This is a genomic window from Microbacterium hydrocarbonoxydans (genome assembly GCF_011752045.1).
Lineage (GTDB): Bacteria > Actinomycetota > Actinomycetes > Actinomycetales > Microbacteriaceae > Microbacterium.
On the sequence record NZ_JAAKXW010000006.1, the window covers coordinates 80,788 to 97,742 of the forward strand.

The following is a 16,955-nucleotide window of genomic DNA, read 5'->3' on the forward strand; positions in this document are numbered from 1 at the left end:
CGGTATGGAAGAAGCCGCCCTCCCCGTTCTGCGAGGAGGGCGGCTTCGTCGTCCGGCGCGCGGTCTACACGGCGCGCAGCACCGCCACGACCTTGCCCAGCACGACCGCCTCGTCGCCGAGGATCGGCTCGAAGGCCGAGTTGCGCGGCAGGAGCCAGGTGTGGCCGTCGCGCCGGCGGAACGTCTTCACGGTCGCCTCGCCGTCGAGCATCGCCGCCACGATCTCACCGTTCTCGGCGCTGCTCTGCGCGCGGATGACGACCCAGTCGCCGTCGCAGATGGCCGCGTCGATCATGGATTCGCCGGACACCTTGAGCATGAACAGCTCGCCCTTGCCGACGAGCTGCCGGGGGAGCGGGAAGATCTCGTCGACCTGCTGGTCCGCCGTGATCGGGACGCCGGCCGCGATGCGACCGACGAGGGGCACCAGGGCGGCATCGCCCACGGGGGTCGAGACGTCGGCCGGGTTCTCACCGCTCGTGCCGGGGAGGTCGATGAGGACCTCCATCGCGCGGGTCTTGCCCGGGTCCCGGCGCAGATAGCCGCTGAGCTCCAGCTGACCCAGCTGGTGCGTGACGCTGGAGAGCGACTTCAGTCCGACCGCGTCGCCGATCTCCCGCATGCTCGGCGGGTAGCCGTGACGGCTGATCGAGCTCTGGATGACCTCGAGGATCGCCATCTGCTTCGGGCTGAGGCTCTTCCGGCGACGGGTGCGCGGAGCCTCGGACTCGGGGGCGGAGTTCTCGCTCATGGTGCTCCTCTGCGGTGCGATGCCGGCGTCTCGGTTCGAATGTCGGAGGCCCGTGATGGGGTGTTCCTGTCGAAACCGTATCCGAGAATCCGGCAGATCTGGAAGATCTGTTCGAGCGTGTCGCCGGATTCTCGGATCAGGTTTCGAAGAATCCTTGACAGATGTTCGAACTCGAAGATATCTTCGGAACGTAGCTTCGCATTCACGGCTCCCGGCCGAGTCGCGGATGCGAACGCTACGCCAACTTCCTCCGCTCGGCGGGGGTCTCAGCACAGAAGGAGCAGAGGATGAGCACCATCACCTTCAGCAGCGCAGCGGTCGTCCCGGCACCTCCGGTCACGCGCTTCCGGCTGACGGCACGCGGTCGTCGTGTGCTCCTGGCACTTGCGACGGTCCCGCTGGCGCTGGGGATCGGCTTCGCCGCGATCAGCGGCGGCAGCGCCGTCGCTTCGGGTGAGGATGTCGCGACGGCCACCTTCGAGACGCTGACGGTGATGCCCGGCGACACCCTGTGGTCGATCGCCGAAGGCATCGCCCCGGAGTCCGACCCGCGTGACGTGATCGGCGAGATCAGCCGTCTGAACATGCTCCAGGGCGGGGCGCTGCAGATCGGCCAGGAGCTGGCGATTCCGGCGCAGTACTCGAACTGAACGGGACGCAATGCGCCGTCACTCGGCGTGAGCCCCGGGGCCTGGCGTCCTAGCATGGGAAGGGTGACCGCTTCCCTCGCCGATCTCCCCCTTCGCGACGACCTTCGCGGGCTGACGCCCTACGGCGCCCCGCAGGCGCCGCTCCCCATCGCCCTCAACGTCAACGAGAACACGCATCCGGTGCCGGATGCCGTGGCGAGCGACATCCTGGATGACATCGCCGTCGCCCTCCGCGACGTGAACCGCTACCCGGACCGTGAGTTCACCACTCTTCGCGAGGGATTCGCCGACTACCTCGGCCACGGGCTGACCGCCGACCGGATCTGGGCTGGCAACGGCTCGAACGAGGTGCTGCAGCACATCCTCCAGGCCTTCGGTGGTCCCGGGCGCACCGCGTTCGGCTTCGCGCCGACCTATTCGATGTACCCGCTGCTCACGCAGGGCACCGGTGCGCGCTGGATCGCCGGCGTACGCGAGCCCGACTACACCCTCACCGCCGAGGATGCGGTGGCGCAGGTGCAGGAGGCCGATCCCGACATCGTCCTGCTGTGCTCGCCGAACAACCCGACGGGCACGCCGCTCGGACTCGACGTCGTGGAGGCCGTCTACGAGGCGGCCAGGGGAGTGGTCGTCGTCGACGAGGCCTATCAGGAGTTCGCCCCGAAGGATGCGCCCTCAGCGCTCACCCTCCTCGAGGGGCGGCCTCGGCTCGCGGTCTCCCGCACGATGAGCAAGGCGTTCGCGTTCGCGGGCGCCCGGGTGGGCTACCTCGCCGCCGACCCGGCATTCATCGACGCGCTCCGTCTCGTCCGGCTGCCGTACCACCTGAGCGCGCTCACTCAGGCCGCCGCCGTCGCGGCGCTGCGCAACTCGGACGTGATGCTGGCGATGGTCGACGAGATCGTCGAGCAGCGCGACCGCATCTCGGCGACCCTCGAGGCGCTCGGCTACACGCCGCACGAGTCCTGGTCGAACTTCGTGCTGTTCGGCGGCGTCTCCGACCCGAAGTCCACCTGGCAGCGGCTGTACGACCGCGGCGTGCTGATCCGCGACGTCGGGATCCCCGGCCACCTCCGCGTCACGGCCGGCACCGAGGCGGAGACGACCGCGTTCCTGGACGCGCTGGCCTCGATAGGATCGGCATCATGAGCACCCCCGCACAGGCCCCGCGCACCGCACGACGCGTCCGGAGCACCTCGGAGTCGACCGTCGAGCTCGAGCTGAACCTCGACGGGACCGGCGCCAGCCGTATCGACACCTCGGTGCCGTTCTTCGACCACATGCTCACGGCCTTCGCGAAGCACTCGCTCACCGACCTCACCGTCCGCGCCTCGGGCGACACGAACATCGACGCGCACCACACCGTGGAGGACATCTCCATCGTGCTCGGACAGGCGATCCGCGAGGCGCTCGGCGACAAGGCGGGCATCTCCCGCTACGGCGACGCGCTCGTGCCGCTGGACGAGGCGCTCGCACAGGCCGTCGTGGACATCTCCGGCCGTTCGTACCTCGTGCACGAGGGCGAGCCAGCGGGCTTCGAGCACCACCTCATCGGCGGACACTTCACCGGATCGCTGGTCCGGCACACCTTCGAGGCGATCGCGTTCAACGCCGGACTCACCGTGCACGTCCGCGTCATCGGCGGCCGGGACCCGCACCACATCGCCGAGGCGGAGTACAAGGCGTTCGCCCGTGCGTTCCGGCAGGCGAAGGCGCTCGACCCGCTGGTCGACGGCATCCCCTCGACCAAGGGCGCGCTGTGAGCAGCGCACCCCGGGTCGCGGTCTTCGACTACGAGTCGGGGAACGTCCACTCCGCCGTGAAGGCGCTCGTCGCCGCCGGCGCGGATGCCGTGCTCACGCGCGACAAGAAGCAGGCGCTCGAGGCCGACGGCCTCGTCGTCCCGGGCGTCGGCGCGTTCCAGGCCGTCCGCGATGCGCTCCTCGCCCACGGCGGTGACGAGATCATCGACCGGCGGCTCGCCGGCGGCCGCCCGGTGCTCGGCATCTGCGTCGGCATGCAGGTCATGTTCGAGCACGGCGTCGAGCGCGGTCATGACACGCAGGGGCTGGGGGAGTGGCCCGGCGCCGTGACCGAGCTCAACGCTCCGGTCCTTCCGCACATGGGCTGGAACACCGTCGAGCCCGGCGCGGACACCGTGCTGTTCAAAGGCATCGAGAACGAGCGCTTCTACTTCGTGCACTCCTATGCGGCGCAGTCCTGGGAGCTCGACGTGATCCCGCCTTTCCCGCAGCCCGTCCTGACCTGGACGACCTACGGCGACCCGTTCCTCGCCGCAGTCGAGAACGGTCCGCTGTCCGCGACCCAGTTCCACCCGGAGAAGTCGGGTGACGCCGGCATCCGCCTGCTCCGCAACTGGGTGTCCAGTCTCTGAGGTCCGCGGGGCGTCACGCATTTGAGTGACGCCGGACACGGGGGTACCCTCGGTTCTCGTGCCTCTAAGGGCGCATCCTCTTCACCCAAGGACGTCATGAACGACTTCGCGCAGTCCCCCTCGCTCACCCTGCTCCCGGCCGTCGATGTCGCGGGCGGCAAGGCCGTCCGCCTGACCCAGGGCGAGGCCGGCACCGAGACCAGCTACGGCGACCCGCTCGACGCGGCAGGGGAGTGGGTCTCCCAGGGCGCGAAGTGGATCCACCTCGTCGACCTCGACGCGGCGTTCGGCCGTGGCAGCAACGCCCCGATCCTGCGCAAGGTCATCAAGCAGTACCGCAATGTGAACGTCGAGCTGTCGGGCGGCATCCGCGACGACGCCACGCTCGAGGCCGCGCTGGAGAGCGGCGCGAGCCGCATCAACCTCGGCACCGCGGCGCTGGAGAACCCGGAGTGGGCGGCCGACGTGATCGGGCGCTTCGGCGAGGCCATCGCGGTCGGTCTCGACGTGCGCGGCACCACCCTCGCCGCCCGCGGCTGGACCAAGGAGGGCGGCGACCTCTGGGAGGTGCTCGCGCGCCTCGAGGACGCAGGCTGCAGCCGCTACGTCGTCACCGACGTCACCAAGGACGGCACCCTGAAGGGCCCGAACCTCGAGCTGCTCCGCGAGATGACCTCGCGCACCCCGAAGCCCGTCGTCGCCTCCGGCGGCATCGCGAGCCTCGATGACATCGCCGCGCTCCGGGAGCTCGTGCCGCTCGGTGTCGAGGGTGCGATCGTCGGCAAGGCCCTCTACGCCGGCGCGTTCACGCTGGCAGAGGCTCTGGATGTCGCCGGAGACTGACGCGCACTCCTGCGGACCGGAACCGCACAGCCGCGGCGACTCCGCAGGCGTCCCGTGGCAGGGGCGCAGCTTCGAATCGAACCCGCACGCCGCGGACGACGGCTCCGCCGACCCGGCGCTGCTCGCTGCGCTCCTGCGCTTCCGGGCAGGGGAGGGCTCGCAGGCCGAGGTCGTCGACGCGTTCCGCTCCGCCCGCGTGCTGATCCCCCTCGTCGCGGAGAGGGGCGACGAGGGGATCGGTCCGACCGGACTCGCGGTCGACAAGACGCAGGAGCTGTCCATCGTCACGGTCGCCGCCCCGGACGGACGCCGCGTGCAGCCCGTGTTCTCGTCCGTCGAGACGATGCAGCGCTGGGATCCGAAGGCCCGCCCGATCCCCGTCGAGGCGGTGCGCGCCGCGCTGGCGGCATCCGCCGAGGACACCGATCTCATCGTCCTCGACCCGACGTCAGACACCGAGTTCGTGATACGCCGACCCGCTGTGTGGGCGGTCGCGCAGGAGCACGACTGGGAGCCGAGCTTCCTCTCGCCCGAGGTCTTCGCCGCTCTTCAGGAGAGCGTGGCGCACGAGCTCGCGGTCATCGACGTCGCGGTCGCGCCGGGGGATCCCGATGCGCGGCTGCGCGGTCCGGAGCTCGTCGTCGTCCTCGAGCTCGTCGACGGACTCGAGCGGGAGGTCCTGGATGCCGTGCTGGCCCGCCTCGCTCAGCGCTGGGCCGCCGACGACCGGATCGCCGTCCTCGCCGACTCCCTCACCGTCAAGCTCCGCCGCTCCGCCTGACTCCAGCCCGCCGCCTCTTCTTGCTCCAGCCGCCGTCTACGGGACGCAAGGGCCCAGGCCCGGAAGGCGGAGGGATGTCCTCGTGGGGCAGATCGGGAGGGGCCCGCGAAGCGGGAGGGTTCCCGCTCTCTGCCCCACGAGGACATCCCGGAGCCGGAGGACCGGACCCCACGAGATGCGGACTAGTTGACCGGCCCCGTCCACTTCTCGCCCGGCCCCTTGCCGATCGGGTCAGGGATGGTCGACGCCTCGCGGAAGGCGAGCTGCAGGGAGCGCAGGCCGTCGCGCAGGGATCGCGCGTGCATGTCGCTGATCTCGGGTGCGCCGGCGGTGATGAGGCCGGCGAGCGCGTTGATGAGCTTCCGGGCCTCGTCGAGGTCGAGCTGCGCCTCGGGGTCGTCTGCGAGGCCGAGCTTCACGGCGGCCGCGCTCATGAGGTGCACGGCGGTGGTGGTGATCACCTCGACGGCGGGCACGTCGGCGATGTCCCTGGTGGCGGACGCGGCCGCCTCCTCCTGCCGTGCCCAGCGCTCCTCGCGCTCGCGTGCAGCCTCGTCCGTTGCCTGGTTCGTCACTTCGCCTTGCCTTCTGTTAGACTTTGTCGGGCTCCGGAGCATCATGCTCCGGCACGAAAGAGGATTCACTTCCCACCCGCGCTTGCCGTTCAAGGCTACCGGGTCTTGCACTCCGCCGGATCGCGTCGTAAAGACGGGTCCGGTAGACAGGGTGCGAAGCCGGCGTCTGAATGCCGGCGGGTGGGGACGATTCCGATTTCGCCCGGGATGCTGACAGCATCCTGGTGGCCGAATCCCATCGTCTAAGGAGTTCCGCATCAGCGATCCCCGCACCAATGAGCGCATCCGCGTCCCCGAGGTCCGCCTCGTCGGCCCTGCGGGTGAGCAGATCGGCGTCGTCCGCATCGAGGCGGCGCTGCGCCTTGCGCAGGAGGCCGACCTCGACCTCGTCGAGGTGGCACCCAACTCGAAGCCGCCCGTGGTCAAGATCATGGACTACGGCAAGTTCAAGTACGAGGCTGCCCAGAAGGCGAAGGAAGCCCGTCGCAACCAGGCGAACACGATCCTCAAGGAGGTTCGCTTCCGTCTGAAGATCGAGGCTCACGACTACACGACCAAGCTCAAGCGCGCTGAGGGCTTCCTCAAGGCGGGCGACAAGGTCAAGGCGATGATCCTGTTCCGCGGTCGCGAGCAGTCGCGTCCCGAGCAGGGCGTGCGCCTGCTCCGCAAGTTCGCCGAGGACGTCGCCGAGTTCGGCACCGTCGAGTCGAACCCGACCATCGACGGACGCAACATGGTCATGGTCATCGCGCCGCTGAAGAACAAGTCCGAGGCGAAGGCCGAGCAGAACGCGGTTCGCGATGCCAAGAAGCAGGCCGCGCGCGAGGCGCGATCCACCGATGCCGCGGCCGAGGCCGCAGCGGAGTGACGTCCGCCCCACAGACTCCCGCACAGCGGGTTGACACCGTCGCCTGAGAAGGCGCCATACGAAGGAAGAGAAGATGCCGAAGCAGAAGACCCACTCGGGTGCCAAGAAGCGCTTCAAGATCACCGGCAGCGGGAAGCTGAAGAAGCAGCAGGCGAACATGCGCCACAACCTCGAGCACAAGTCGAGCCGTCGCACCCGTCGCCTCAACCAGGACCAGGTTCTGTCGAAGGCAGACTTCAAGGTCGCGAAGAAGCTCCTCGGTCGCTGAGCGCCCGAACGCAGGATAGGAACACAGGAAAATGGCAAGAGTCAAGCGGGCGGTAAACGCCCACAAGAAGCGTCGCGTCATCCTCGAGCGCGCCTCCGGCTACCGCGGTCAGCGTTCGCGCCTCTACCGCAAGGCCAAGGAGCAGGTCATCCACTCCCTGGTCTACTCGTACCGGGACCGTCGCAAGCGCAAGGGCGACTTCCGCCGCCTCTGGATCCAGCGCATCAACGCCGCTGCACGCCAGAACGGCATGACGTACAACCGTTTCATCCAGGGCCTCGGCCTCGCGGGCGTCACGGTCGACCGCCGCATCCTCGCGGACCTCGCGGTCAACGACGCGGCGACGTTCACGTCGCTCGTCGAGACGGCCAAGAAGGCTCTGCCTTCTGACGTCAACGCTCCGAAGTCGGCTGCGTAAGCATCTCTTCGCACAGGGCGCTCTCCTCCGGGAGGGCGCCCTGTGTCGTTCACCCGCCCTTTGGCGCGGTGGAACCCCGGTGTTCCCTAGACTGAGAGCGTGCTGGAGAACCCCCGGTCCCCCCGAGTCCGTGCCGTCGCGAAGCTGACGAAGCGCAGTGCGCGCACCGAGACCGGCCTGTTCCTCCTCGAGGGTCCGCAGGCGGTGCGCGAAGCGCTCACCTATCGGCCGGAGGCGATCGTCGAACTGTTCGCGACGCCGGCCGGCTGGGAGAAGCATCCCGACATCCGCGCGAAGGCGGCGGACGCCGACGTGGACGTCGAGTACGTGACCGAGTACGTCCTGAACGCGATGGCCGACACGGTCACCCCGCAGGGACTGGTCGCCGTCGTCCGGCAGACGCCGACGTCGCTTCGTGAGGTGTTCGCCGCGTCGCCCCGCCTCGTGGCGATCTGTCAGGAGATCCGCGATCCCGGCAACCTCGGCACGATCATCAGGGCGGCGGATGCGGCCGGAGCGGATGCCGTCGTGCTGACGGGACGAACGGTCGACCCGTACAACCCGAAGGTCGTCCGCGCGACGACCGGATCCCTGTTCCACCTGCCGGTCTCGGTCGGCGGCGAACTGTCCGACGTCATCGACCGCGCGCACGCCGCGGGTCTGAGGATCCTCGCGGCGGACGTCAAGGGCGACGATCTGCTCCGTGCGCGTGCCGAGGGGGTGCTGGCGGAGCCGACGGCCTGGCTGTTCGGGAACGAGGCGCGCGGCCTGGAGGACGACGCGCTGGCGCTTGCCGATCGTGTGCTCCGGCTGCCGATCTTCGGCCGTGCGGAATCGCTGAACCTCGCCACCGCCGCGAGCGTCTGCTTGTACGAGAGTGCCTTCGCCCAGCGGGCCGGCGACGGCCTCTGACCCCCCGACGCGCCGGCCAATCCCGTAACTCATCGGGTTTTTACCCGGTCACAAGTCGATAACAGCGCGCGATGTTCTCGCTCACATCGGCGCGTACTCCTAGTGTGGGGGGCATGGCAGAAACCGGCACGCCCCTTGTGGTGGTGGAGAACGTTCAGAAGCACTACGGCGAGTTCCAGGCGCTGACCGACATCGACCTGACCGTCAACGCCGGCGAGGTCGTCGTGGTGATCGGCCCGTCGGGTTCGGGCAAGTCGACGCTGTGCCGCACCATCAACCGCCTCGAGACGATCACGAGCGGGACGATCAGCATCGACGGCAAGGCCCTGCCCGCAGAGGGCAAAGGCCTCGCGCATCTGCGCGCCGACGTCGGCATGGTGTTCCAGTCGTTCAACCTGTTCGCCCACCTCACGATCCTCGAGAACGTCACGCTCGGTCCGATCAAGGTGCGCGGCATGAAGAAGGCGGATGCGGAGAAGGAGGCGATGGATCTCCTCGAGCGCGTCGGCGTCGCCAAGCAGGCCTCCAAGCTCCCCGCCCAGCTCTCCGGCGGACAGCAGCAGCGCGTCGCGATCGCCCGCGCCCTCGCGATGCATCCGAAGGTCATGCTCTTCGACGAGCCGACCAGTGCCCTCGACCCGGAGATGATCAACGAGGTCCTCGACGTCATGGTCGAACTCGCCCGCCAGGGCATGACCATGATCGTCGTCACGCATGAGATGGGCTTCGCCCGCAAGGCCGCGAACCGCGTCGTGTTCATGGCGGACGGCCGCATCGTCGAGGAGGCCACGCCCGAGGAGTTCTTCACGAACCCGAAGAGCGACCGAGCCAAGGACTTCCTCTCGAAGCTCCTCACCCACTGACTCACATCCCGCACACACAGCACACGAAGGAGACGCACATGCGACGCACACGGACCCTGGCCGGTATCGGCATCGCGGCGGCGGCGCTGCTCGCGCTGACCGCCTGCAACAGCGGCAGCCCGGCGAACCCCGGCGGCGGAACCGGAGGCGGAGAAGAGGGCGGCGAGGAGTCGACCTGGTTCGAGGTCGCCGAAGACGTCCAGCTCGAAGGCAGCCCCACGTTCGACGCGATCACCGAGCGCGACAAGGTCGTCGTCGGCGTCAAGGAGGACCAGCCGGGTCTCGGCTACCTCGACGTGACGACGGGCGAGCGCACCGGCTTCGACATCGACATCGCGCGCTGGATCGCCGCGTCGCTCGGCTACGACGAGGACAAGATCGAGTTCAAGCCGATCGCCTCGGCGAACCGCGAGCAGGCCATCACCAACGGCGACATCGACTACTACGTCGGGACGTACTCGATCAACGACAAGCGCAAGGAGCTGATCGACTTCGCCGGACCCTACTTCATCACGGGTCAGGGCCTCCTCGTCGCGGCCGACGCTGAGGACGCAGAGGCGCTGGAGGACTTCAACGGCAAGACCGTCTGCTCCGCGACCGGTTCCACGCCGATCCAGAACATCAAGGCGAACTTCCCTGACATCAAGACGCAGGAGTACGACCTCTACTCGGCCTGCGTGCAGGACCTGATCGACGGCAAGGTCGACGCGGTCACCACCGACCAGGCGATTCTGATCGGCTACGCCGCGCAGTACCCCGACGACGTCAAGGTCACCGGCGGCCTGTTCACGGAGGAGCGCTACGGCGTCGGCCTGACGAAGGGCGACGACGTGCTGCGCGCGCACATCAACGACCTCTTCACGGAGGGCGGCGACATCTGGCAGGCGATCTTCGACAAGAACCTCGGAGAATCCGGCATCGAGGTCGAGCAGCCCGAGGTCGACGCGTACTGATCGGCACGGGGTGGCCTCCGCTCGGAGGCCACCCCGCGCAGTCTCACCAATCAGCCTGAAGAAGGGGAGGGTGGCGTGGACGTCATCTTCGGCAATCTCGACCTGTGGGGCGAGGCGATCGGCAACACGCTGCTCGTGTTCGCCTTCGGCGGGATCATCGCGCTGGTGCTCGGCATCGTCGTCGGCGCGATGCGAGTCTCGCCGGTGCCGATCGCGAGGGGCGTCGGCACCCTGTACGTGAACACGGTCCGCAACACGCCTCTCACCCTCGTCTTCTTCTTCTTCGTCTTCGGCTATCCCCAGCTGGGTCTGCCGAAGCTGTCGAATCTCGTCCTCGGCATCCTGGCGATCGGCATCTACACCGCCACCTACGTCGCCGAGGTGCTCCGGGCCGGCATCAACACGGTGCCGGTCGGACAGGCCGAGGCGGCACGGGCGATCGGGCTGCCGTTCGGCCAGGTGATGACGCTGGTCATCCTGCCGCAGGCGTTCCGCTCGGTCGTCCCGCCGATGATGAGCGTGTTCATCGCCCTGCTGAAGAACACCACGGTCGCGGCCGGCTTCTCCGTGGCGGAGCTCGCTGCCCTCCGCTCCACCATCAACGACTCGGCCGATCGCCCCGGCAACCCGATGGAGGTCCTGCTCTGGGTGGCCGTCGTCTTCGTCGCGCTGGTCATGCTGATGAGCTGGCTCCAGCGGCATCTCGAGAACCGATGGAGGATCGCCCGATGAGCTCAGTACTGTACGACGTTCCCGGTCCGCGGGCGATCGCCCGCAACCGCATCCTCGCGGTCGTCACGATCATCGCGGTGCTCGCCGTCATCGGCTTCGTCGTGTATCGCATGGTCGAGACAGGCCAGTTCTCGCCGGAGAAGTGGTATGTCTTCACGTTCTCCGCCGTCTGGATGGGAATCCTCAAGGCTCTCGGCAACACCCTCGCCGCATTCGCCGCCGCGGCGGTTCTGAGCGTCGTCCTCGGATTCGTGCTCGCCATCGGGCGCCTGTCCGATCACGCCTGGGTGCGCATCCCGGTGACGGTGATCACGGAGTTCTTCCGGGCCGTGCCCGTGCTCGTCTTCATGATGCTCCTGTACTACGGCCTGCCGGTCGTCGGCATCAAGATGGAGCCGTATCACGCCGTCGTCATCGCGCTGATGGTCTACAACGGATCCGTCCTCGCCGAGGTGCTCCGAGCCGGCGTCGAGTCTCTGCCTCGAGGGCAGAAGGAGGCCGGCTACGCGATCGGCCTCCGCAAGAGCGGAGTCATGCGCCTCATCCTGCTGCCGCAGGCGATCCGCGCCATGCTTCCGGTGATCGTCGCCCAGCTCGTCGTGACGATGAAGGACACGGCGCTCGGCTTCATCATCACCTACCCCGAACTGCTGTACTACGCCAAGCAGCTGACCTCGCAGCAGGGCCGTCCGATCCTGCAGTCGGCGTTCGTCATCGGCGGCATCTACATCCTCATGTGCCTCATCCTCTCCGGGATCGCCCGCTGGGTCGAGATCCGGACGCGCCGCTCGCCGAAGGTGCAGGCGATCGCCGCCGCCGGCGGCAACATCGCGGCGGACGACGAGTCCACGCTGACCGAGGCGATCGCGATGCAGAAGGGCGCAGGCAGGTTCGACAGCACCAGCGGTCCAGGCAGCTGACATGACCGACCCCTACCGCGTCGAGCCCGTCACGGGGCTCCCGTCCGCATCCGGCCGGACGCTCGAGCAGTGGCTCGACGCGGAGTATGCGGCGCAGACCCCGCCCGAGGCGCCGACGCGGCTCCGGGAGATCGCCCGGGACCGCGCCGCTCGCCGCGGACTCTGGGCCGCGTTCCTCGGCATCGGGATCTCGGCGGTCATGGCAGCGTTCGGCCTGTACAGCCTCAACGGGAACTCCCGTACGCTGGCCTGGGCGCTCGGCGGCACCCTGCTCGCCGCTGTGAGCGTCGTCATGATGCGTCGCGCCGGAAGCCGGGTCCCTCCCAGCGGGCGAACGACGACCACCCGCGGGCCCGGATCCCTACCCGCGGCGCTCGGCCTCGCCGGAGCGGTGCTGCTCGCCCTCAATCTCCTACTGCTCCCGAGCATCCTGATGGGATGGGGCGGCATCCGCACCGTGATCCTCGTCGACACCGGCATGGTGCTGCTGCTCGCCTCGGTGCTGGTCGTGCCCGCGGCGGTGATGGGCGACGCACGGGTCTCGCTGCGCCGCGCCGCCATGGCCGACGAGAAGCTCGCCGCCGCGCTCGAGCGGGAGCGCGAGACGTGGACGCCCACGCCCGGCGTACCGATGTTCGGCCCGCTCTGACGCCGCTTCACGGGGAAGAGGGGCACGTCGTCCCCGGTAGACTCGACTCTCGTGTCTGAGTCTCTCGAAATCACCCCTGACGCGGTCGAAGCCGCCGTCGCGGCGGCGCTCGAAGCCATCGCCGCCGCCGCCGACACCGCCGAACTGAAGGCGGCTCGCGCCGCGCACGTCGCCGAGGGGTCGCCGCTGGCCGTCCTGAACGCGTCGATGCGCCAGGTCGCGCCCGAGAACAAAGCCGCGTTCGGCAAGCTCGTCGGCCAGGGCCGCGGCCGGGTCAACCAGGCGCTCACCGCCAAGGAGGCCGAGCTCGCCGAGGCGGAGGTCGCCGCCCGGCTCGAGTCCGAGCGCGTCGACATCACCGCCGTGCCCTCGCGCACGCGTGTCGGCGCCCGGCATCCGCTGACCCTCCTGCAGGACCAGGTGTCCGACATCTTCGTCGGCATGGGCTGGGAGATCGCGGAGGGACCCGAGCTCGAGCACGAGTGGTTCAACTTCGACGCCCTGAACTTCGACGTCGACCACCCCGCCCGCCAGGAGCAGGACACCTTCTACGTCGACCCCGCCTCGCGCCACCTCGTCATGCGCACGCACACCAGCCCCGTGCAGGTGCGCTCCATGCTCGACCGCGAGGTGCCGATCTACGTGCTCTGCCCTGGGCGCGTGTACCGCACCGACGAGTTCGACGCCACGCACCTGCCGGTGTTCACGCAGTTCGAGGGCCTCGTCGTCGACAAGGGCATCTCCATGGCGCACCTGAAGGGCACGCTCGACCACGTCGCCCGGCAGCTCTTCGGCCCGGAGGCGAAGACCCGCTTCCGCACGAACTTCTTCCCCTTCACCGAGCCGTCCGCGGAACTCGACCTCTGGCACCCGACCTTCAAGGGCGGCGCACGCTGGATCGAGTGGGGCGGCTGCGGCATGGTCAACCCGAACGTGCTCCGCGCGGCCGGGATCGACCCCGACGTGTACAGCGGCTTCGCGTTCGGCATGGGCATCGAGCGGGGACTCATGTTCCGCAGCGACGTCCAGGACATGCGCGACATGGCCGAGGGCGATGTCCGATTCAGCGAGCAGTACGGGATGGTGGTGTGATGCGCGTCCCGCTTTCGTGGCTGCGTGAGTACGTCGATCTGGCAGCGGATGCCACGCCCGAGGATGTCCTCGCGGCGATGGTGTCGGTCGGCTTCGAGGAGGAGGACGTGCACCGCTTCGACATCACGGGTCCCGTGGTCGTCGGGCAGGTCCTGTCCTTCGACGACGAGCCGCAGTCGAACGGCAAGACCATCCGCTGGTGCCAGGTCGACGTCGGCGAGGCGCAGGGCGGTGTCCGCGGCATCGTCTGCGGCGCGCACAACTTCGCCGTCGGCGACAAGGTCGTGGTGACCCTGCCCGGCGCCGTGCTCCCCGGGCCGTTCCCGATCGCCGCGCGCAAGACCTACGGCCACGTGTCCGACGGGATGATCGCCTCGGCGCGCGAGCTCGGTCTCGGCGACGAGCACAACGGCATCCTGATCCTGTCCGAGCTCGGCGTCGACGCGCCGGTCGGCGCCGATGCGATCGCGCTGCTCGGCCTCGACGACGTGGCGGTCGACATCAACGTCACGCCGGACCGCGGCTACGCGTTCTCGGTGCGCGGTGTCGCCCGCGAGTACTCGCACGCCACCGGGGCCGCGTTTCGCGATCCGGCCGAGCGCGACTTCGCGGAGCTGCAGCCGGGCGCCGGGCACACCGCGGTCGTCGACGACGTCGCCCCCGTCCGGGGCCGCGTCGGCGCGAGCGAGTTCGTCACCCGCGTCGTGCGCGGTGTCGACCCGTCCCGCCCGACGCCGCCGTGGATGGTCGCGCGGCTCACGCTCGCGGGCATGCGCTCGCTCGGCATCCTCATCGACATCACGAACTACGTGATGCTCGAGCTCGGGAACCCGATCCACGGCTACGACCTCGACAAGCTCACCGGCTCCATCACCGTGCGTCGTGCGCTGCCCGGCGAGAAGATGACCACGCTCGACGGGCAGGAGCGCGCGCTCCACGTGGAGGACCTCCTCATCACCGACGAGTCCGGTCCGATCGGTCTCGCCGGCGTCATGGGCGGCGGCACCACCGAGATGACCGAGACGACCCGGAACGTCCTCATCGAGGCCGCGACCTTCGACCCGACGACGATCGCGCGCTCGGCGCGTCGCCACAAGCTGCCCAGCGAGGCCTCCAAGCGCTTCGAGCGCGGCGTCGACCCGCTCATCCCGTTCGTGGCCGCCCGTCGCGTCGCCGACCTCATGGTCGAGCTCGCCGGTGGCACGCTCACCGACGAGGGCGGCGCCCTGTTCTCCGAGGTCTTCGTCTCCGAGATCGAGCTCCCCGCCGGCTTCGTGCAGGGCCTGATCGGCGTCGACTACACGGATGCCGAGATCGCCGGCTCGCTCGCGACGATCGGCGCCGAGGTCACCGCGACGGATGCCGGCTGGACGGTCATCCCGCCGACCTGGCGCCCCGACCTGACCGACAAGTGGACGCTGGCCGAGGAGGTCGCGCGGATCCAGGGGCTCGACCGCATCCCCTCCGTCCTGCCGACACCGCCGTCCGGTCGGGGGCTGACCGCGCTGCAGGAGGGCCGTCGCCGCGTCGCGAACGCCCTGGCCGCCGCCGGCCTCGTGGAGACCCCGGCCTTCCCGTTCACCACCGAGGCGCAGAACGACCTGCACGGATCGGCCTCGGGCGAGCACCTGCCGAGCATCCGCCTGGCGAACGCCCTCGACGGGGCGGCGCCGTACCTGCGTCGCTCGTTGATCCCGGGCCTTCTCCAGACCGCGCACCGCAACATCTCGCGCGGTCTCACCGACCTCGCGATCTTCGAGACCGGCATCGTGTTCCTCCCGGAGCCCGGCGTCGTCTACGGCACCGACGAGGTGCCCCCGCTCGGGGTGCGTCCGTCGGATGAGACTCTCGCGCAGCTGAACGCCTCGATCCCGCCGCAGCATCGCCACGTCGCCGCGCTCTTCACCGGCAACGTGAGCGCGCGCCAGCCGGGCCGCCCGGCCGAGGCGGCAGGTCTCTCCGAGGCGCTCGACGCCGTGCGCGTCATCGCCGCGGCCGCGGGCGTCGAGATCGACGTCGTGCAGACGCAGCGCGCGGCCCTGCACCCCGGACGCGCCGGCTCCCTGACGGCCGCTGGTGTCGAGGTCGGGTACGTCGGCGAGCTGCACCCGGCGGTCGCGGAATCGGCAGACCTCCCGGGCCGTGCCGTCGTGGTCGAGCTCGATCTCGACCGGATCCTCGAACTCGCCGGTCCCCGGAGCGTCGCGGCCTCGCTGTCGACCTACCCGGCGGCCACGCAGGACGTCTCGCTGGTGCTGCCGGCCGAGGTCGCCGCCGCCGAGGTGCGTGCGGCCCTGGCCGACGGCGCCGGCGCGCTGCTCGAGTCCATCCGTCTTGTCGACGACTACCGCGGCGAAGGCGTTCCCGAGGGGCAGAAGAGCCTGACCTTCGCGCTGCGCTTCCGCGCAGAGGACCGCACCCTCACCGCCGCCGAGGGCACGGAGGCGAAGCTCGCCGGCGTCGCCGTCGCGTCTGAGCGGTTCGGGGCGACCCTGCGGGACTGATCGGCCGGATCCTTCGGCATCCGCGGACGCCGGGGTAGCGTGACGGGATGAGAATCCTCCCGCAGAGCACCCCGGCGGCCGTGCCGGAGGGGAGCCGGCCGATGGGCGCCGGGCCTTTCCTCGCGCCCGGCGATCAGATCGACTGGCACTACCGGGCGCCCGGATGGCAGCCGGGGGACGCCTCGACGATCTCACCGATGCGCGTCGTTCGCGACGACGAGCGCGGCCTCGTCGCGTGGCTCGCACCCGGCACGCTGCAGGAAGGACAGGGGACGCCGGCAGGGGAGCGGGTGCGGACCGTGCCGCTCGATCGCCGCTGGGTCGATCCGCGCACCCGGATCGTCGAGGAGTGGTGGGGTGGCGGCATCCTGCGCATCGCGCCGGCAGGCGTCGCCTGGTCGGTGTGGCTGTTCTGGAACCACGCCGACGGAGCGGACTGGGACTTCTCCGGGTGGTACGTGAACCTGGAGAACGCGCACCTGCGCACCGAGCACGCCACCTACTCGTCCGACCACATCCTGGACGTGTGGATCGAACCCGACGGGTCGGCCCACCTGAAGGACGAGGACGAGGTCGTCGCCGCGATCGCGCAGGGACGGCTCACCTCGGCGCAGGCCGCGCAGATCGAGAGGCACGCGGATGCCGCGATCGCGTCGTTCCGGGACGGCGACTGGCCCTTCGACGAGGAGTGGGTGCGATGGCGCCCCGATCCGTCGTGGACCGTGCCGCAACTCGCCTGGATCCACGAGCTGCGGACGCTCTGACGCCGGCGTCCGCTCTG

Annotated in this window: 20 protein-coding genes; 18 read left to right on the plus strand and 2 right to left on the minus strand. The window is 69.5% G+C overall.

Annotated features, from left to right (window positions below; genetic code table 11):
• Positions 1-64: 64 nt before the first annotated feature.
• On the minus strand, positions 65-751 hold the full coding sequence (gene lexA / locus G6G98_RS16745; protein ID WP_067357533.1) for a transcriptional repressor LexA: 687 nt from the start codon (positions 749-751) through the stop codon (positions 65-67).
• Between the two features lie 287 nt (positions 752-1,038).
• Between lexA and G6G98_RS16750 the strand changes: the two genes are divergently transcribed.
• From G6G98_RS16750 to G6G98_RS16775, 6 genes are all read left to right on the plus strand, one after another.
• Entirely contained in the window at positions 1,039-1,401 is a 363-nt protein-coding gene (locus G6G98_RS16750; protein WP_164234855.1) for a LysM peptidoglycan-binding domain-containing protein, read from the plus strand.
• Between the two features lie 54 nt (positions 1,402-1,455).
• Positions 1,456-2,550, plus strand: a complete 1,095-nt coding sequence (locus G6G98_RS16755) for a histidinol-phosphate transaminase (RefSeq protein ID WP_208321530.1) — start codon at positions 1,456-1,458, stop codon at positions 2,548-2,550.
• Positions 2,547-3,164, plus strand: a complete 618-nt coding sequence (gene hisB / locus G6G98_RS16760; protein ID WP_164234853.1) for an imidazoleglycerol-phosphate dehydratase HisB — start codon at positions 2,547-2,549, stop codon at positions 3,162-3,164. The genes G6G98_RS16755 and hisB overlap by 4 nt, the downstream gene beginning before the upstream one ends.
• Positions 3,161-3,796, plus strand: coding sequence for an imidazole glycerol phosphate synthase subunit HisH (gene hisH / locus G6G98_RS16765; protein WP_164234852.1), 636 nt, complete (start codon positions 3,161-3,163; stop codon positions 3,794-3,796). Before hisB ends, hisH begins: the two co-directional genes overlap by 4 nt.
• 96 nt (positions 3,797-3,892) lie before the next feature.
• On the plus strand, positions 3,893-4,639 hold the full coding sequence (priA, locus tag G6G98_RS16770) for a bifunctional 1-(5-phosphoribosyl)-5-((5-phosphoribosylamino)methylideneamino)imidazole-4-carboxamide isomerase/phosphoribosylanthranilate isomerase PriA (RefSeq protein ID WP_067357516.1): 747 nt from the start codon (positions 3,893-3,895) through the stop codon (positions 4,637-4,639).
• Positions 4,623-5,420, plus strand: coding sequence for an SseB family protein (locus G6G98_RS16775; protein WP_164234851.1), 798 nt, complete (start codon positions 4,623-4,625; stop codon positions 5,418-5,420). Before priA ends, G6G98_RS16775 begins: the two co-directional genes overlap by 17 nt.
• Before the next feature lie 182 nt (positions 5,421-5,602).
• Here G6G98_RS16775 and G6G98_RS16780 read toward each other — a convergent pair whose 3' ends face one another.
• Positions 5,603-5,995, minus strand: coding sequence for a DUF1844 domain-containing protein (locus G6G98_RS16780; RefSeq protein ID WP_067357509.1), 393 nt, complete (start codon positions 5,993-5,995; stop codon positions 5,603-5,605).
• Between the two features lie 232 nt (positions 5,996-6,227).
• Here G6G98_RS16780 and infC point away from each other — a divergent pair, with 232 nt between their 5' ends.
• From infC to G6G98_RS16840, 12 genes are all read left to right on the plus strand, one after another.
• The gene (infC, locus tag G6G98_RS16785; RefSeq protein WP_084788474.1) at positions 6,228-6,863 is read left to right on the plus strand and encodes a translation initiation factor IF-3; all 636 of its coding nucleotides are present in this window, start codon (positions 6,228-6,230) and stop codon (positions 6,861-6,863) included.
• Positions 6,864-6,936: 73 nt separating this feature from the next.
• On the plus strand, positions 6,937-7,131 hold the full coding sequence (gene rpmI, locus G6G98_RS16790; protein ID WP_067357502.1) for a 50S ribosomal protein L35: 195 nt from the start codon (positions 6,937-6,939) through the stop codon (positions 7,129-7,131).
• A 31-nt stretch (positions 7,132-7,162) separates the two neighbouring features.
• Entirely contained in the window at positions 7,163-7,549 is a 387-nt protein-coding gene (gene rplT / locus G6G98_RS16795) for a 50S ribosomal protein L20 (protein ID WP_067357499.1), read from the plus strand.
• Positions 7,550-7,648: 99 nt separating this feature from the next.
• Entirely contained in the window at positions 7,649-8,461 is an 813-nt protein-coding gene (locus G6G98_RS16800) for a TrmH family RNA methyltransferase (protein ID WP_067357495.1), read from the plus strand.
• 113 nt (positions 8,462-8,574) lie between these two features.
• Entirely contained in the window at positions 8,575-9,324 is a 750-nt protein-coding gene (locus G6G98_RS16805; protein WP_067357492.1) for an amino acid ABC transporter ATP-binding protein, read from the plus strand.
• A 38-nt stretch (positions 9,325-9,362) separates the two neighbouring features.
• Entirely contained in the window at positions 9,363-10,277 is a 915-nt protein-coding gene (locus tag G6G98_RS16810; protein WP_067357488.1) for a glutamate ABC transporter substrate-binding protein, read from the plus strand.
• Positions 10,278-10,352: 75 nt separating this feature from the next.
• Positions 10,353-11,009, plus strand: a complete 657-nt coding sequence (locus tag G6G98_RS16815; RefSeq protein ID WP_067357485.1) for an amino acid ABC transporter permease — start codon at positions 10,353-10,355, stop codon at positions 11,007-11,009.
• Entirely contained in the window at positions 11,006-11,929 is a 924-nt protein-coding gene (locus G6G98_RS16820; protein WP_067357481.1) for an amino acid ABC transporter permease, read from the plus strand. Before G6G98_RS16815 ends, G6G98_RS16820 begins: the two co-directional genes overlap by 4 nt.
• Before the next feature lies 1 nt (position 11,930).
• Positions 11,931-12,578: a hypothetical protein gene (locus G6G98_RS16825; protein WP_067357477.1), complete on the plus strand. Its 648-nt coding sequence runs from the start codon at positions 11,931-11,933 to the stop codon at positions 12,576-12,578.
• A gap of 51 nt (positions 12,579-12,629) precedes the next feature.
• The gene (pheS, locus tag G6G98_RS16830) at positions 12,630-13,670 is read left to right on the plus strand and encodes a phenylalanine--tRNA ligase subunit alpha (RefSeq protein ID WP_164234850.1); all 1,041 of its coding nucleotides are present in this window, start codon (positions 12,630-12,632) and stop codon (positions 13,668-13,670) included.
• Positions 13,670-16,174 (plus strand): phenylalanine--tRNA ligase subunit beta, encoded by a 2,505-nt coding sequence (pheT, locus tag G6G98_RS16835; protein WP_164234849.1) that lies wholly within the window; start codon positions 13,670-13,672, stop codon positions 16,172-16,174. Before pheS ends, pheT begins: the two co-directional genes overlap by 1 nt.
• Positions 16,175-16,221: 47 nt before the next feature.
• A complete protein-coding gene (locus G6G98_RS16840; protein WP_164234848.1) occupies positions 16,222-16,938 on the plus strand; it encodes a DUF402 domain-containing protein in 717 nt (238 codons plus the stop codon).
• Positions 16,939-16,955: the final 17 nt, after the last annotated feature.

What these genes read in the sequence shown, in the direction of transcription:
- lexA (WP_067357533.1), bottom strand. Translation starts at nt 751, where the DNA reads ATGAGCGAGAACTCCGCCCCCGAGTCCGAGGCTCCGCGCACCCGTCGC.
- G6G98_RS16750 (WP_164234855.1), top strand. Translation starts at nt 1,039, where the DNA reads ATGAGCACCATCACCTTCAGCAGCGCAGCGGTCGTCCCGGCACCTCCG.
- G6G98_RS16755 (WP_208321530.1), top strand. Translation starts at nt 1,456, where the DNA reads ATGGGAAGGGTGACCGCTTCCCTCGCCGATCTCCCCCTTCGCGACGAC.
- hisB (WP_164234853.1), top strand. Translation starts at nt 2,547, where the DNA reads ATGAGCACCCCCGCACAGGCCCCGCGCACCGCACGACGCGTCCGGAGC.
- priA (WP_067357516.1), top strand. Translation starts at nt 3,893, where the DNA reads ATGAACGACTTCGCGCAGTCCCCCTCGCTCACCCTGCTCCCGGCCGTC.
- G6G98_RS16775 (WP_164234851.1), top strand. Translation starts at nt 4,623, where the DNA reads ATGTCGCCGGAGACTGACGCGCACTCCTGCGGACCGGAACCGCACAGC.
- rpmI (WP_067357502.1), top strand. Translation starts at nt 6,937, where the DNA reads ATGCCGAAGCAGAAGACCCACTCGGGTGCCAAGAAGCGCTTCAAGATC.
- rplT (WP_067357499.1), top strand. Translation starts at nt 7,163, where the DNA reads ATGGCAAGAGTCAAGCGGGCGGTAAACGCCCACAAGAAGCGTCGCGTC.
- G6G98_RS16805 (WP_067357492.1), top strand. Translation starts at nt 8,575, where the DNA reads ATGGCAGAAACCGGCACGCCCCTTGTGGTGGTGGAGAACGTTCAGAAG.
- G6G98_RS16810 (WP_067357488.1), top strand. Translation starts at nt 9,363, where the DNA reads ATGCGACGCACACGGACCCTGGCCGGTATCGGCATCGCGGCGGCGGCG.
- G6G98_RS16820 (WP_067357481.1), top strand. Translation starts at nt 11,006, where the DNA reads ATGAGCTCAGTACTGTACGACGTTCCCGGTCCGCGGGCGATCGCCCGC.
- G6G98_RS16825 (WP_067357477.1), top strand. Translation starts at nt 11,931, where the DNA reads ATGACCGACCCCTACCGCGTCGAGCCCGTCACGGGGCTCCCGTCCGCA.
- pheT (WP_164234849.1), top strand. Translation starts at nt 13,670, where the DNA reads ATGCGCGTCCCGCTTTCGTGGCTGCGTGAGTACGTCGATCTGGCAGCG.
- G6G98_RS16840 (WP_164234848.1), top strand. Translation starts at nt 16,222, where the DNA reads ATGAGAATCCTCCCGCAGAGCACCCCGGCGGCCGTGCCGGAGGGGAGC.